Raw genomic sequence first — 16,070 nt, 5'->3', positions numbered from 1 at the left:
TTCCCATGCCGTTCGCCAACATCAAGGTGCCGCAGGCCGCGCTGACCAAGGCGCAGAAGGAGGAGATCGTGCATCGCGTGACCGCGATGTTCGTCGACTATTTCAGCGAGGCCGCGCGACCGCACACGATGGTGCTGATCGAAGAGGTGCCCGACGGCGGCTACGGCCGCGCCGACGAGGTGTTCGTGATCCCGCAAGCCTATCGCGCGACGACGTGAGCCGCGGGCCGCGGCCGCTCGCGCAACGGTCGCCGAACGGGCAGACATGGGCGGATGAGCAGCAGTATCATCCGCCCTCCCCCGCGAATGAATCGGAAGCGCACGTCGACGGAACGCGCACCGATCTGTCGGCAGCTTATGGCTGCGCCAATGTTCCGATCGTATGATCCACCGCGTCGCGCGGAGCCCGCCATGAAGGCCTATCTCGTCCTCGATCTCGCCATTCACGACCACGCCTCGTTCAAGGCCTATATCGATGCGATCCCCGCCTTCATCGCGAGGCATGGCGGCCGCTACATCGTCCAGGGCGCGGTGCCCACGGCGGTCGAAGGCGGCTGGATGCCGGAGCGGATGGTGATCCTGGAATTCCCGTCGCGCCAGAACGCCACCGACTTCCTCGGTGATCCCGAGATCCAGGACCTCTTCGCGATCCGTCACCGGACCACGACGAGCCGGCTGGTGCTGGTCGACGGCTGCACGGCGTGAGCGCGCGTTGCAATGTCGTGCCGGACGACGGTGCCCAGCTAAGGAAGATCCCTATTCGTCGGCGTGACATCCGCAGTTGGCGGATCACGCGGCGCTGATCCACTCTGCGCGAGCTGCCCCGTCATTCCCCGGGGCATTCGCGGACACAACAAGCTCCCTCCGTCACCCCGTTAACCATTTGCTAACCACGACGCGGGCAAGCTTTGCCGCGTCGCGCTGCGCGTGGCCGGCGACCGGACGACCACAGACATCCTGGGCTTTGCTGCCGCCGGGCATGGCGGCGCCCCGGTTGCCGGCCGCAGCGCATCGCTGCGGCGTCCGACGCCATGCCGTCCTGTCTGTCCGGAGACCCAAGTCCTTGAGCACCGTCGGTTCGCGCGCCTTCCAGAAGGCACGACAGGAAAAGAAGCAGAAGAAGCTCGTCGAGGGGCAGTTGGCGGTGGCGTTCAAGGCCTTCCAGGCCGGACGCCAGGCGGAGACGCAGGCGCTGTGTGCGAAGCTGCTGCAGGAGGTCCCCGGCTGCTTCGATGCCATGCATCTGCTCGGCGTGTCGCTGGTGTCGTCGGCACGCTTCGCCGAGGCCACCGCCTTCCTGGCGCAGGCCGTGGCGATGGAGCCGAATTCCGCCGACGCGCAGTCCAATCTCGGCTGGGCGCTGGTCAATTGCGAGCGCTACGAGGAGGCGCGCGCCGCGCTGGAGCGATCGCTGGCGCTGCGCCCGAATGCGCCGATCACCTTGCGCAACCTCGCGATCGCGCTGCTGCGGCTCGGACAGGGCGAAGCCTCGCTCGCGGCCGCGACGCGGGCCCTCGAGCTCAAGCCCGACGACGTCGATGCCTGGTGCAATCGCAGCGTCGCCGAGCTGATGCTGCGGCGCTGGGACGCCGCTGCCGCCAGCGCCGAGCGCGCGCTGGCCTTCAACCCGAACCATTTCGAGGCCACGGTCAACAAGGGTCTCGCGCATCTCGAGCTGCACCATTTCGAGCTGGCGGAAGCGACCTTCAATGCGGCGCTGGCCGCACGCCCGTCTCATGCCGAGCTGCGGGCGCATCGCGGCCGGCTCTACATGATCTCTGGACGCACGGCGGACGCCGAAGCCGATTTCGACGCCGCCGTGACGCTCGATCCCAATCTGCAATTGGGATGGCAGGGCAAGGCGCAGATCTGCATCCTCAACGGCAACGTCGCGCAGGCGATGGCCGCCTGCAAGCGCGTGCTCGACACCAATCCGAAGGCGCAGGTCGCGCTCACCCTGCTCGGCGCCTGCCGCGGCCGGCTCGGCGACGTCGCAGGCGCCATCGCCCAGTTCGACCAGGCGCTCGCGGTGCAGCCGGACTACGACGAGGCGATCACCAAGAAGATCTTCTATCTCGACTTCCTGCCCGGCGCCGACTTCGCGGTCCAGCAGGCGGCGCGGCAGTATTGGTGGATGGCGGTCGGCTCGAGATTCCCGCGCCGCAAGCTTGCGCCGCGCTCGCTCGATCCCGACCGGCGCATCGTCGTCGGCTACGTCTCGGCCGACTTCCGCATGCATTCGGCGGCCTTCGCCTTCCTGCCGGTGCTGCGCGGCCACGACAAGACGCAGGTCCAGGTCAACTGCTACTCGACCTCGCCGCGGCACGATTCCTACACCGCGACGTTCCAGTCGATCGCCGACGTCTGGGTCGAGGCCTCGAGCCTGTCCGACGACGAGCTGGCCGACCGCATCCAGGCCGACGGCGTCGACATCCTGGTCGATCTCTCCGGCTACACCACGGGCACGCGCATGCCGGTGTTCGCGCGCAAGCCGGCGCCGATCCAGGTCACGGCCTGGGGCAGCGGCACCGGCACGGGCCTTGCCACCATGGACTACTTCTTCGCCGATCCGGTCACGGTGCCCGAGAGCGTCCGGCCGCTGTTCGCCGAGCACGTCCACGACCTGCCCTCGGTGATCACGATCGATCCGGTGCTCGACGTTCCGCCGGCACCGCTGCCGATGCTCACCAACGGCCACGTCACCTTCGGCGTCTACAACCGCATCGACAAGATCTCCGACGCGGCGATCGCGCTGTGGGCGCGGCTGCTCACCGAGCTCCCCGACGCGAAGCTCGTCGTCAAGCATCTCGCGCTCAACGATCCCGCGGTGCGCGACGGGCTGCTCGCCCGCTTCGTTGCGCAGGGCGTGCCCGAGGCGCGCATCCTCTGCCTCGGCGCCAGCGAGCGCGTCGAGCATCTCAAATCCTACGAGCGCATCGACATCTCGCTCGATCCATTCCCGCAGAACGGCGGCATCTCGACGTTCGAATCGCTCTACATGGGCGTGCCGGTCGTCGCCAAGCTCGGCGCCGGCGCGGCCTCGCGCGCCGCCGGCGGCATCCTGACCGCGGCCGGCCTCGCCGACTGGGTCGCCGGCGATGATGACGGCTATATCCGGATCGCCAAGAACTTTGCCGCGCAGCCCGAGCTGCTGGCGAAGCTGCGGCCCGAGCTACCCGGCATGGTCGCGCGCTCGCCGGCCGGCGACGTCGCCAACTACACGCGCTGCGTGGAGGCCGGCTATCGGCAGTTCTGGCGCGACCATTGCGCCAAGGCAAGCAAGGCCGGCGCCTGATCGCGCCGGCATCGCCGAGGTCAGCATCTCGCAGCAGGCCTAGAGGCCCGATCGCAAGAACGTCCCGCGAGCGCACGAGCCGCGCTCACGACGGTCCGGCTTCGACCGCTCCCTGCAACCGCAAGCTGCACCGGTTTCCAGCGAGCCATTGTGGCCGCGTGCGATGAGGCGACGACTCTCGGACTGATATCGCGGCGTTTCTCCGTCCAGACCAAGGCGCAATCAAGCCTATGGCTTTTTGGTGGCGAGGATGCGCTTCGCAGCAGCCCCGGCTGCGCCCAACCGGCGAGTAGTAGACCTCTTTCCTCAACCAAGGAGATAATGCGCGAAAATCGGCCGCGCCTCACGATCGCCGTGTGGCCGGCAACGGAGGAATTTGGGGCATGCGGGTCGCGTTGTTGAGTTGCGTCGTTGCGGCGGGATTGAGTCTGGTGGCACCGTTGCTGCCGGCCATGGCACAGACGGCGCGGACCGGAAGGCCGGCGGCGGCAACGGCCGCCGCGGCCGGCGAAGGCGGCAAGCTGCAGGAGTCCAACGAATGGACGGTCGGCGTCGCCGGCGGCTTGCTCGAAGGCACCAACATCCGTTTTGCGGCCGAGATGGCCAAGGTGCTCGACGACCGTCCGAACCTGCGCGTGCTGCCGATGGTGACCTACGGCGCGCTCGGGAACATCGAGGACCTGCTCTATCTGCGCGGCGTCGACGTCACCATCACCTCGGCCGACGTGCTCGATGAGTTCGTCCGCAACGGCACGCTCGCCAACATCAAGAACCGGATCCGCTACATCTGCTCGTTCTACATCAACGAGATGCATGTCTACGTCCGCCCGGAGATCAGGACGCTCGAGGATCTCGCCGGCAAGAAGGTCTCCTTCAACACCGTGGGCAGCGCCGCCAACCTCACCGGCGGCATCGTGTTCGACCGGCTCAAGATCGGCGCGGAGAAGGTGTTCATCAACAATTCGGTGGCGCTGGAGAAGATGCGCAGCGGCGAGATCGCCGGCGTCGTCCACGTCACCGGCAAGCCGACCGATCTGTTCGCCAAATTCAAGCCGGAGCCGGGCTTCCACTTCCTGCCGATTCCGTTCGCGCGCAGCCTGCAGGACTACTACGTGCCGACCAAGCTGACGTCGCAGGACTATCCCAATCTGCTCAAGCCCGGCGAGAGCGTCGAGACCATCGGCGTGCCGCAGGTGCTGGCGGTCTACAACTGGCCGCCGGAGACCGAGCGCTACCGCCGCGTCGCGCGCTTCGTCGACTATCTGTTCAAGCGGTTCGATCAGTTCAAGCGGCCGCCGTTCCACCCCAAATGGAACGAGATCAGCCTCTCCTCCTCGCTGCCCGGCTGGACCCGCTTCCGCGCCGCGGAGGAGCTTTTGGCCAGCACGCGCGCGCCGCAGGCCGACGGCGCCGCCATCAAGCAGCAGTTCGACGAGTGGATGAGCGCAAGGGCACCGACCGGCGGCCGGCGAATGAGCGAGGACGAAACAAGGGTGCTGTTCGAGCAGTTCCGCGACTGGATGAAGCGCGACGGCGGCCAGCCGGCGCGGTAGCGCCGATGGTTCTGGCGTAGAGCATGATCCGGAAAAGTGGAAACCGGTTTTCCCTCGCGACAAACGCCGAAGGCGTTTGTGCGGAGATCATGCTCAACAGAGAGATGAGGCTACGGCGCAGCCGGCTTGGCGCGCAGCGCCGGCGGCGTGTCCGGCTGCGCCAGCGGATGGGCGGACGCGAAGGCCGGCAGCGCCATCGCGGCCTCGACGACGCGCTGCACCGTCGGCGTCGCGGCGAGGTCGAGGCCTTTATTGCGCGCGTAGACGGCGTGGCCGGCGAGGCAGATGTCGGCCATCGTCGGCGCATCGCCATGGCAGAACCGGCCGGTCGCGACATGGCCTGCAAGCTGGGCCTCGATCGCGACCAGCATCTCCGCCGTCCAGTGCCTGAGCCAGGCCGCGCGTGCCGCGTCGTCCACGTGCAGCACCTCAGTGAGATAGCGCTGCACCCGCGGCGTCGTCAGCGGATGCGCATCGCAGGCGATCATCGCCGCCAGCGCCCTCACCCGCGCGCGCCCCTTGGCATCACCAGGCAGCAGCGCCGCGCCGGAACAGGCCTCGTCGAGATATTCGAGGATCGCCAGCGACTGCGTCAGCACGGTGCCGTCGTCGAGCACCAGCGCCGGCAGCGCCATCTGCGGATTGAGCGCGGCATAGGCCTCGTCCCGCTGCTGCTGCCGGTCGACATCGACCGCGACCTGCTCATAGGCGATGCCCTTGAGGTTGAGCGCGATGCGCACGCGAAAGCTCGCAAGCGACTGCCAGAACGAATAGAGCTTCATGCGGGTCCCCCTTCACCTCAATATCGCATTTCAGCAACCAATATCGTTTCGATGAAGGCGCCCGCCGCTTCCGAATCGTCTTGCCCGAGGCTCGTCCCGTCACTCCGTGCCCGGCGTGAAGTCCTGGTCGGCAACGCCGGCGGTCTGCGGCACCTTGATGACCACGGCGGCGCGATTGAGCGCCTGGTGGCAGGAATTGCAGGCGGCCGTGAGGTCGGCATAGGAGCGCTCGAAGCGGCCGATGTCCTTCTGCTTGATGGCCTGCGCCAGCTCGTCGAACGGCTGCTGCGTCACGGCCGTCGTCATGTCGGCGAACGAATTGCCCTCGACCAGCGGCTGCGCCCGGCTGACACGGTTGAACGCGCCCTTGAGATTGCCGAGCTCATAGGCGCTGAACGCCCAATTGCCGCTATGGCCGGCGATCCAGAGCCGGAGATGGCGCGGTTGGATGGTCGCGATCATCAGGTCGCTGACGGTCGGCAGATAGGCCGGTGCTGGTGCGGGCGTCGGCGTCTCCGCCCTTGGCGCGGCGATCGCGATCAGCGATGCAAGCCCGGCAAGGCCAGCGGCCGTTACTATCAGCCGCAGACCATGGCGGAGCTTCGGTCGATGCATCTTCGGCTCTCCTGAGAAAGATTTAGAAGCCTTCTAAAGAGCAACATCCCGCATCGCCAATCGCAATCGCTGATCGCAGCGATCAGAAAAACTTGAAGCGTCACGCAGCGCGACGCGCATGATCCGGCCACATTGCCTGGTGCCGTGGGCACCATCGGCCCGCGCCCCCTCCAGGTCCAACTGGAATCGCCTGCAACCTCCGCGAATGGAAGAGGCGGATCACCCTGCTGATCCGCGCCAAGGCGCGATGAGACGGAGTTGATCGAGCCTGAGCAAAACCGCGAGAGCTCCTCCAGGTCTCCCTGCAATTCTTGATTGATCGAAACAATCTGCTTTCTGTTTTTCCAAGTTGCTCGAGCATCCCTGCGTCGGCGAGCGGTCAATGCGATGCGCCGCTTGCGGAGCGCGTCGCCGCGGTGCCTTGCGGGCCATGGCGGCAACACCCGGACGCCGACCGCCGCGGCCTGGTGATGACGCTTCGATGCCGTCCGGCCGTCGACAGAGAGCTCAGTTCACGCTCGACAGGAAGCCGGCCAGGATTGTCCGGCTCTGGCTCAGCGTCTCGATCCGTTGATCGATCAGGCCAACCTGCTCGGCCAAGATGCGTCGCAGATCGTCGCATGGCGTAAAGGCCGGCTGGTCGCTCTTCACGCAGGGCAGCAACTGCTGGATCGTCTCCAGCGTCATCCCGGCCGCGCCGAGCAATTTGATCCGCCGCACGGTTTCCTCTTCCGCCGGGCCATAGTCGCGGTAGCCGGCATCGGTCCGTCGCGGCGCCAGCAATCCCTGGTCTTCGTAGTAACGCAGCATCCGGACGCTGACCCGCGTCCTCCGGGAGAGCTCGCCAATCTTCACCTGAAAACCTCTTGACCCTGACAGCACTGTCAGACCTTACAGAGTCTGCTCATCCAGGTGAATGCCCTTGGAAAGGAGCAACCATGAAAGCCTATCATGTGAATGGCCATGCCGGTGCCGGTCGCCTCGTGCGGGTAGACGTCCGCAAGCCCGAACCCGGCAATGGCGAGGTCCGCATCCGCGTCGAGGCGGCGAGCCTCAACTACCGCGACCTCATCATCCTCGACCGCGCGGGCCAAGACGGGCTGGACGGCCGCATTCCGCTTTCCGACGGCGCAGGCGTCGTCGATGCCGTCGGCCCCGATGTCGTCCAATGGCAGGTCGGTGACCGGGTCGCCGCGTCGTTCTTTCGCGACTGGGTCTCGGGTCCGTTCAAGACCGACTACGTCGCGTCAGCGCTGGGCGGCGGCACGATGGATGGCATGCTGGCGGAGCATGTCGTGCTGCCGGCCACGGCGGTGGTCGCCGTGCCGGAGCATCTCACGTCGATCGAGGCCGCGACCCTGCCCTGCGCTGCCGTCACGGCCTGGCATGGCCTCATCACGCGCGGCGGAATGGGCCGAGGCGACACGCTGCTGGTGCAGGGCACCGGCGGCGTCGCGCTGTTCGGCCTCCAGTTCGCCGCCGCGCTGGGCGCGCGCGCGATCGTGATCTCGTCCTCGGATGAGAAACTCGCCCGTGCCAAGGCGCTCGGGGCTGCGATCCTGATCAACTACCGCACCACGCCTAACTGGGATGCAGCGCTGATGACGGCGACCGACGGCCAAGGCGCCAGTCATATCCTCGAGCTCGGCGGCCCCGGCACCTATGACCGATCGATGCGATCGGTCGCCTCGGGTGGCAAGATCGTTCAGATCGGCGTCCTGACTGGATTCGGCCCGAGGCCCGACCTCGCGCGCCTGCAGTGGGAAAATGCCGACATCATCGGCGTCACCGTCGGATCGGCCGACCATTTCAGCGCGATGAATCGTTTCCTGATGGACCATGCGATCCACCCGATCGTCGATCGGGTCTTCGGCTTCGACGAGGCACCGCAAGCGTTCGCCCATCTCCGGACCGGCTCGCACTTCGGCAAGATCGTTGTGAAGCTGTAGGCATGGGGGCAAATCGCCGGGATCATCATGGCGAGCAACTGACCCGAAGAGGACATCCGTCCCACGGCCCCGCGGGACCACGTCAACGATCGTTATGAGTTTTCCCCTTTTTGATCGGCCGACTGGCCGGCTAGCCGGCTCTCGAATCCAGAATGCCGGCCAGGGAAATCCTTGTGCATATACGATAAGGCGTATGAATCCCTCTGGAATAAGGCACAGGGAATGCTCTACCTTCACGCGCATGAAGGCGGACATGCCCGTAACTTTATCGGAAGCTATTGAAGCGCTCTTGTCAGGTCAGACACTGGCCTGGCCGAAGCTGGGTGACCAAAAGGCTGGCACTGTCGAACTCGCCACACCGGCTGCGCGGCGGCTCTTCCACTACTTGCTTGAGTCTGACGCAAGGAAAGTTGCCGAGGCGAAGGAAGAGCTTTTCGAAGGATTGATCACCGCTTGGCAGAGCAGCAGCTTTGATCCAGCAACTGCCGCAAAGAATGCATGGGGCCCAGCAACAGCAGGGTCGTGGCGGCTAATACGAATGGAGGCATCTGGCTTTGGTGGATTGAATGCCATCGATGGTCCGAATTTCGTTTTGCCATTGAACGGGGAAAACTGGTGTCTAGAAGGCCCGAACGGTTCAGGGAAAACATCGATCGCTAGTGCTATTATCTGGGCGATGACAGGCTGGCGATGCTGCGATCAAGACGGTGTCATCCGGGACGACGGACAGCGCGCACCTGTCTTCAATGACTCTGGAATTCAGATTGGCGATTGGCCGCCGATTGTTGCTTATCCCGCCGATCCTGTGCATCTCGGCAAGGCCGCGCAGGCTTGGGTCCGTCTTACTTTTCAGAATGAGAGCGGAGATACGGCGGAAGCCTTTCGGAGACTGACCACGCCGCCGGCCGGACAGCCGCTGTTCGAATCTAAGATCGATCAATCCCTTCTCTCGACACCTCAGTTGATCGAAACGGGCTTGCTCATGCCCGCTCGTCTGGCGCGCATCGGCTTTGGTGAACACAGTCACTCGATCTATGAGGCAATTAAGCTCCTGACAGGCCTCGATCAATTGTCGGACATTGGAGAAGGGGCCGCCAATTTTGCGCACAAGGCCAAGCGCTTCCTGAAATATGCTGCCGATAGCGGCATTCAGGCAGCCGAAACGAAAATGAATCTGCAGCTCAAACGCGCAGAAGAAGAGGCCGCCAAAGCCTCATTTGTCCTGACCATCAAGCACAAACGAGAGGAAAAGGAATACGCACAGGAGTTGCGTGACATTGCCAGGGATGTTTCGGTAAGGGCCGGAAACCATCTGAGCACCCTGGTTTCCGACGTTCACCCTCAACTCGATATCGCTAACCCTGCGGATCGCACGAAAATCAAGAATGCGGTCGCAACCGCGCGTGGCCTTCTGCAGCAAGGCGTGAAGGATATTCCGGTCTTCCAAGCATGGAGCGCGCTGAAAGCGGCTCAGGCCGACGAAAAATTCCAGTCATTGCCCCAAACACTAGAAGACTGCACCGCACGCCTAGAAGAGGCAATCGGATGGGACAGGCGCCAGGCAGAGGATGTCAAATTGCGCCTGAAGGCAGTCGCATCCACTTTCTATGCGCCCTCTGATCATGAGCGTTCAGAACCGGACTGCCCTCTTTGTGAAGGCAAGCTCTCGGGCGAAAAGCAAAGGGCCCTCGCAGCAGAACTCGCGGAGTTGAAAGCGGCTGCCGCCGCTGCGGAACGGAAGCTCTCCGATGCGTGCGCCGAGATTGAAAAGCGTCTTCGCGACCTCCTTCCGCAAGGGGTGCAGGCTCAATTCGAGCTCTTGGCTACAATGCAGCCTTGTGACGGGTTCAAGGAAGCGGCGCTCGATCGCTTCGCGAAAGAGCCGCCGTTCTCGAATGTGCTCGTCGGCATTGCGAGATTTACGGAAGCAACGGTCGAGGCTCAGGCTGACAAGCTGCCCAGGTTTGCGCCACCGCCATCGGTCCACCGCCACGATCTGCCAGAGCTCGCAAAGGCGCTCTATATCTACATGCACAGGATCGAGTGCATTGTCGCGCTTGCCGCATGGTGGGAGCCGAACAGGGGCCAGTTTGTCGATGCCTGGACCGCCCTCAAGGGAACGGTCAGCGCCGATGGAAGCTTTCCGCCCGATACGCAGGAAGGAAAACTCGCGACGTTGGAAGCGGCGCTGGAGAAGGCGGCGCCGCTCGACGAAATCGCAAGGGCCCTGAAGGAAGTCGCCGACGCTGCCGGCAAATGGCTGCCGATCCACACCCACCAGCTCCTGCGGGAGCAGATCGCCAAGCATCTTGAGCCGCTGAAAGACTTGCGCGTGCTCGTCGCCACGCAGACATCGAGCACGATTTCCACGCTCTCGAGTCGGATCAAGACAATCCTCAACCGCATCCACTTCAATGAGCGCCTGATATTCGAAGACGCCGCCCTCAGCAAAAAGACAGTTCAGGTGAGAGGCAGCTTCTCCCCGGGGATACGGATCGATGCCTCCACGGTTGCCAACAGCTCTTGGCTACGCGCCATTCTCTGGGCGTTCGTGCTAGCTTTGAGAGAACATACATTGGAAGGGCTGCGCTCGAACCCATTCCCCCTCATGGTGCTCGACGATCCACAGGCGACCTTCGATCCGCGGAACAAGCGCAAATGGGCGGAGGAAATCGCGCGCCATGCAAACGCAGACGCCTCCAGCCCGGGCGCAATGCAGCTCATTGTCATCACGCACGAGCGGCAATTCTTCCAGATGCTCGTCAATTTGGAAAAACTAGCCGGACAGCAAGGACTGGTATCCCGTCTCAGTGCAAACTCCCCCGTTGCCACAGTTGTGAACGGCGCATCTTTAGCCCGTACCTACGCTCAGGCCCATGCAGAAAACGACGATACCTTGGGGCATCGCTATGTTCTGGAGATAAGGACCTATTGCGAAGATCTGCTCAAAATTATGCTGCGCTGTGAAGGGGCGGGCGTGGCCGACATGACGCTGGGCGATCTCGGTAAGGTCATAAAGAAATTGCGGGACAGCACCGTCTCACCGTTTAATCGACCTCCATTCCAGGACCTTCTCAATACCATTGCCGGCGGTGGTGGCGCGAAGCCGATGAAGATCATCAATGAAGCACATCACAAATTTGATGGTACCGTCGGAGTGGCACAGGCAACGGACGTGCGCAGCTTCTGGGAAAAGACGCTACAGACGCAGCTTCACACCTGCTTCAAGATTCACGCCGAGTTCGAGGCCTATGCAGGCGAGCCGCGGCTATTTCCGTGGATGGATAATGTCGTGGCATTACCGTGCGGCGGGACGAACGACATCAAGCGGCTCAGTCTCGTGGAGACGGGCATTGCCGCAGCCGCGAAGTCGGATGGCCGCGCGGGAGATGGCTTGATCACATTGGAAGACTTGGCTACAGCGCAGACGATCACCCTGCCAAATCACAGCGCTTATCAGCTGGCGGCAGGAACGCTTGAGCCCGTTGCTACGATTGGAGATGTAATTCTCGTCTCAAATTACGCAAAGGTCCATCCCCGAAATCTCGTGGTGACGGCGTTCGGGGAGCGGTTGCTGGCTAGGCGGTGGAACGAAACCGACATCCACCCTCACATCGCGACTTTGACCGGCCAGGCTGTCGATCCTTACGCTCTGGTCCAGCCAGTGATCGTTCCGAAGGACCGGGTCGAGCGGCGCAAGATTGTCGGTACGCTTTTCACGTCCTCATTGCTGGCCCCGCCTGTCGCCAACGCAAATGCGGAATTCGTATCCCTGCCTGATCTGGCACCTTTGAAGGGTCTTCTGGATGGTGCCCGCCTGTTCAAGGTCAGTGGCCGTAGCGCGGAGCCGCTTGCCCTTGACGGACAATTCCTGATTACCCGGACAGCGGACGTCACGCCAGCTGCCTTGTCCAGAATGGATGGACGACTGGTCATAGCGTTCGATGAAGCTGGGACGCGATATTTCAAGCGCTTCCGGCAGCGCGGCCCCATCGTGATTCTTGAGAGCCTCAATCCTGACGGACTGAATCCGGCGGAGGTTTTGAGTTTGTCCGGCGAGCTCAACATGCCGCGCCTGACCGGTCTTCTCGAAGTGGTCGGCGTCCTCTTCGAACTGCCGGGTTAACGTGTGGAATGTTCCCGAAACCGCCGACCAATGTTGGTCGGGAGGTCCGATAATGGCCCTTTGGATGTGCTCTCGCGCAGGTTTGACCGAGCAGCCAGTTGAGCTTTCAGTATCGCTCGCCGGCGAACCTAAACGTTGCGTTGTCTAGCCAATCTCGTTCGCAAAATTTTTCTTTCCTTTTTTCCGAAATCATGTATACCTCTCCCCGTCCTGCTTCCGCCGGAGGGGCGTGTCGCGACCGTCACGAGACGTGGGGAGTGGGATGCGATGGGCGCAAGGAATCGCAGCGTGGCCTATGGTCGCGCGGACGAACGGTTCGTTGCGCACGGCGAAATCGTGCGGTCCTGACACCCCGATGCTGGTGTCCCGCGGCTGGCGTGCGCAAGCGCGCCGTCGCGCATGGTGGCCAACAAGCCCGGCGCACCAGGGAGACCACGTATAAGCCGTTCCAACCGTCGCGCAGGGAAGGCCGGGTGTTTTCGGCCAGACCTGTGGTGACTGCCGCCTGCTTTTTTGCTGCAGGCGGGCCACGGGCGCGGCCAGCGCCCGGCCTTCCCTGCGCCCTCCATCCGATCGAGGGCGGACCTGACGCACAACTCGGGCGCGCGGCGCCGCGAGACCGCGGGCGCACGCCAACCACCCCGATGAAGGAGGCTCACCGATGCAGACCAGCGCCTGGCGCGCCGAGTGCCCCGCTCTCCTGCCCCCGCAACCCTTTGTTAACCGGCATTAACCGAACGCTAACCAACCACCGGGCAAAAATTGCCGGGTGGAATGTGCGTGTCGTGGTTGGGTGCAGTTGACGGAGGAGACCTTCCGTGGACGCCGGCGCGGTACCTCAGTTTCGGAACGGCGGCCCTGCGGCCGTCGCGCAGTCGTTTGGGGCCGGCACACGCGGCCGGCGGGAAGGGGCGAAAGCCATGGTCGACGTCACGGCGGGTCAGGGGGTCGGATCTCCGGCCGGCGGGTTCTCATTCGCTGACCTCAAGACAGCAGTCCTGCGCGGCGACATCGCGCTGGCGCTCGGCATCCTTACCATCCTGGTGGTGCTGATCCTGCCGCTGCCCTCGCTGGTGCTCGATCTGTTCCTGGCGATCTCGATCACCCTGTCGATCCTGATCCTGATGACCGCTTTGTTCATCCAGGCGCCGCTGGAATTCTCGTCCTTCCCGACCATCCTCCTGATCTCCACGATGCTGCGGCTGTCGCTCAACCTGGCTTCGACCCGGCTGATCCTGTCGCGCGGCCACGAGGGCACCGATGCGGCCGGGCACGTCATCGAGGCGTTCGGCAACTTCGTGATGAGCGGCAATTTCGTCATCGGCATCATCGTGTTCGCGATCCTGGTGACGGTGAACTTCGTCGTCATCACCAAGGGTTCGGGCCGCATCGCCGAGGTCGCGGCGCGCTTCCATCTGGACTCCATGCCCGGCAAGCAGATGGCGATCGACGCCGACCTCTCCGCCGGCCTGATCGACGAGAAGGTCGCCAAGATCAGGCGCAAGGAGCTGGAGGACGAAAGCGGCTTCTTCGGCGCCATGGACGGTGCCTCCAAATTCGTCCGCGGCGACGCGGTCGCCGGCCTGCTCGTCGTCTTCATCAACATCATCGGCGGCATCATCATCGGCGTCGCCCAGCAGGGTCTCGGCTTTGCCGAGGCCGCCCGCACCTACACCACGCTGACCGTCGGCGACGGCCTCGTGACCCAGGTGCCGGCGCTGATCGTCTCGACCGCCGCGGGCCTCCTGGTCTCCAAGGCCGGCGTCAGCGGTGCCGCCGACAAGGCGCTGATCAAGCAGTTCTCGGGCTATCCGCAGGCGCTCGGCATGTCGGCCGCCGTGATGCTGGTGCTGGCGCTGCTGCCGGGCATCCCGACCCTTCCGTTCCTGGCGCTCGGCGGCGGCGCCGCCGCGCTCGCCCTCAAGGCGCGCAAGCAGAAGGAAGTCGCGAAGGCCGAGGAGGTCGCCGCGGCTGCAGCGCCGGCAGCGGCTGCCACCGCCGCGGCCGCCGAGGAGCCGATCTCGGCCGCGCTCAAGATCGACGACCTCAAGATCGAGCTCGGCTATGCGCTGCTGCCGCTCGTGAACGCACCCGACGGCACCGACCGCCTGACCGACCAGATCAAGGCGCTGCGCCGGTCGCTCGCGATCGAGATGGGTTTCGTGATGCCGTCGGTGCGCATCCTCGACAACGTTCAGCTCGAGGCCAACACCTACATCATCAAGATCAAGGAGGTCGACGCCGGCTCCGGCAAGATCTGGCCGAGCCAGTTCATGGTCATGGACCCCGGCGGCAACCAGGTTGCGGTGCCCGGCATCCACACGACGGAGCCGACCTTCGGCCTGCCCGCCACCTGGGTCGACGCCGGCCTGAAGGAAGAGGCGACGCTCAAGGGCTACACGGTCGTCGACGCGGCGACCGTGCTGTCGACGCACCTGACCGAGCTGCTCAAGGCCAATATGAGCGACCTGCTCTCCTACGGCGAGGTGCAGAAGCTCCTGAAGGAGCTGCCGAAGGAGCAGAGCGAGCTGGTCAAGGACATCGTGCCGACGCAGATCACGATTTCCGGCATCCAGCGCGTGCTGCAGCTGCTGTTGTCGGAGCGCATCTCGATCCGCGACCTCTCGACCATCCTCGAAGGCATCGCCGACGCGCTCGCGTTCTCGCGCAACCCGGCCACGATCGTCGAGCACGTGCGCGCCCGCCTCGCCCGCCAGATCTGCGCCCAGAACACCTCGCCGATGGGCTACCTGCCGCTGATCGCGCTGTCGGCGAGGTGGGAGCAGGCGTTTGCGGAATCGCTGATCGGCCAGGGCGAGGAGCGCAGCCTGGCGATGCAGCCGTCGAAGCTGTCGGAGTTCATGACCGCCACGCGCGACGCGTTCGAGCGCGCCGCGCGCGAGGGCGAATCGCCGGTGCTGGTGACGTCGGCGGCGATCCGGCCGTTCGTCCGCTCGCTGGTCGAGCGCTTCCGGGCCCAGACCACGGTGCTGTCGCAGGCAGAAATCCATCCGCGGGCGCGGCTGAAGACGGTGGGGAGCGTGTGACGGCTGGCGTTGCGGAACCGCGGAATCCCGAGCGCGTTTGATCAGCGGGGCCGGCGCCAGGCGCCGGCTTTTGCCGTTTTTACCGGCAGACCACCCCTTGCTTTACCGCCACAGGCAAACAAATTCTTAAATTTGCGTTAAGTGGCTGAAGTTTCATCCGCACATCGAACAACAAGTCAAGTTATTGATTTAACTATATAAATATATATTTCATCGACTTTCGATCGCGAGACATCACGTCTTATCACACACTTGTGATGTGGTCTACGAAACAGAATTGAGGTTTCCTACGTTAGTTCACGCGAGACGATGAACCGGAAAGCCCCCGGCTCACACGAATCAGCGAAGGACGGAAGACGGCAGGAGGCTTCCATGAACCACTCGATTTACAGCGCGGATCGGACCACCCACCTCAAGATCGTGGTGGTGGCGCTCGTGGCTGGCATCGCAGTGGCCGGCTTCGGCATCTCCGCCCGTCTCAACGCGGAGCCGAACTACGCGCAGACGGCAAAGGTCCTCAAGGCCGGCAAGCCGGTCGTGGTGACGAGTTCGGAGACATCGCTGGTTCGCTGACAGGAATTTCCCGAATTCACGCGGTTCTCACAGCCCCCCAACTGGCCGCGTGGATATGTAGTAGACCCAACCCCAAGTCGACTACTGAAAACGCCCGCTCCCCACGGGCGTTTTCTTTTTTGGGGCTTGAA

The 16,070-nt window shown here is 64.0% G+C and carries 11 protein-coding genes; 8 read left to right on the top strand and 3 right to left on the bottom strand.

Annotated features, from left to right (window positions below; genetic code table 11):
- Window positions 1-5 precede the first annotated feature (5 nt).
- The 4 genes from QX121_RS25870 (at window position 6) to QX121_RS25855 (ending at window position 4,847) form a co-directional block, all read left to right on the top strand.
- On the top strand, window positions 6-218 hold the full coding sequence (locus QX121_RS25870; RefSeq protein ID WP_315734040.1) for a 4-oxalocrotonate tautomerase family protein: 213 nt from the start codon (window positions 6-8) through the stop codon (window positions 216-218).
- Window positions 219-410: 192 nt separating this feature from the next.
- Window positions 411-704, top strand: a complete 294-nt coding sequence (locus QX121_RS25865; protein ID WP_315813364.1) for a DUF1330 domain-containing protein — start codon at window positions 411-413, stop codon at window positions 702-704.
- A gap of 358 nt (window positions 705-1,062) precedes the next feature.
- Complete coding sequence (locus QX121_RS25860; protein WP_315813363.1) at window positions 1,063-3,294, top strand: tetratricopeptide repeat protein; 2,232 nt, start codon at window positions 1,063-1,065, stop codon at window positions 3,292-3,294.
- A gap of 383 nt (window positions 3,295-3,677) precedes the next feature.
- Window positions 3,678-4,847 carry a TAXI family TRAP transporter solute-binding subunit gene (locus tag QX121_RS25855; protein WP_315734048.1) on the top strand — a complete coding sequence of 390 codons (1,170 nt, stop codon included), beginning with the start codon at window positions 3,678-3,680 and terminating at the stop codon, window positions 4,845-4,847.
- A 110-nt stretch (window positions 4,848-4,957) separates the two neighbouring features.
- On the opposite strand, the gene maiA is transcribed toward QX121_RS25855, so the two are convergent.
- The 3 genes from maiA to QX121_RS25840 all read right to left on the bottom strand — a co-directional run bounded on the left by maiA (window position 4,958) and on the right by QX121_RS25840 (window position 7,099).
- On the bottom strand, window positions 4,958-5,629 hold the full coding sequence (gene maiA, locus QX121_RS25850) for a maleylacetoacetate isomerase (RefSeq protein ID WP_315813362.1): 672 nt from the start codon (window positions 5,627-5,629) through the stop codon (window positions 4,958-4,960).
- Window positions 5,630-5,728: 99 nt separating this feature from the next.
- The gene (locus QX121_RS25845) at window positions 5,729-6,244 is read right to left on the bottom strand and encodes a cytochrome family protein (RefSeq protein ID WP_315813361.1); all 516 of its coding nucleotides are present in this window, start codon (window positions 6,242-6,244) and stop codon (window positions 5,729-5,731) included.
- 507 nt (window positions 6,245-6,751) lie between these two features.
- On the bottom strand, window positions 6,752-7,099 hold the full coding sequence (locus QX121_RS25840) for a MerR family transcriptional regulator (RefSeq protein ID WP_315813360.1): 348 nt from the start codon (window positions 7,097-7,099) through the stop codon (window positions 6,752-6,754).
- Window positions 7,100-7,182: 83 nt separating this feature from the next.
- On the opposite strand from QX121_RS25840, the gene QX121_RS25835 reads away from it, so the two are divergent.
- From QX121_RS25835 to QX121_RS25820, 4 genes are all read left to right on the top strand, one after another.
- The gene (locus QX121_RS25835; RefSeq protein WP_315813359.1) at window positions 7,183-8,193 is read left to right on the top strand and encodes an NAD(P)-dependent alcohol dehydrogenase; all 1,011 of its coding nucleotides are present in this window, start codon (window positions 7,183-7,185) and stop codon (window positions 8,191-8,193) included.
- Between the two features lie 253 nt (window positions 8,194-8,446).
- On the top strand, window positions 8,447-12,319 hold the full coding sequence (locus QX121_RS25830) for an AAA family ATPase (protein WP_315813358.1): 3,873 nt from the start codon (window positions 8,447-8,449) through the stop codon (window positions 12,317-12,319).
- 920 nt (window positions 12,320-13,239) lie between these two features.
- On the top strand, window positions 13,240-15,366 hold the full coding sequence (flhA, locus tag QX121_RS25825; protein WP_315714040.1) for a flagellar biosynthesis protein FlhA: 2,127 nt from the start codon (window positions 13,240-13,242) through the stop codon (window positions 15,364-15,366).
- 372 nt (window positions 15,367-15,738) lie between these two features.
- Window positions 15,739-15,939 carry a hypothetical protein gene (locus QX121_RS25820; RefSeq protein WP_315734069.1) on the top strand — a complete coding sequence of 67 codons (201 nt, stop codon included), beginning with the start codon at window positions 15,739-15,741 and terminating at the stop codon, window positions 15,937-15,939.
- The last annotated feature ends 131 nt before the right edge of the window (window positions 15,940-16,070 follow it).

The organism is Bradyrhizobium sp. SZCCHNR2028 (assembly GCF_032380995.1).
Taxonomy (GTDB): Bacteria; Pseudomonadota; Alphaproteobacteria; order Rhizobiales; family Xanthobacteraceae; genus Bradyrhizobium.
The sequence above is the reverse complement of the archived record's forward strand: the minus strand, read 5'-3'. Positions and strand labels throughout refer to the sequence as shown.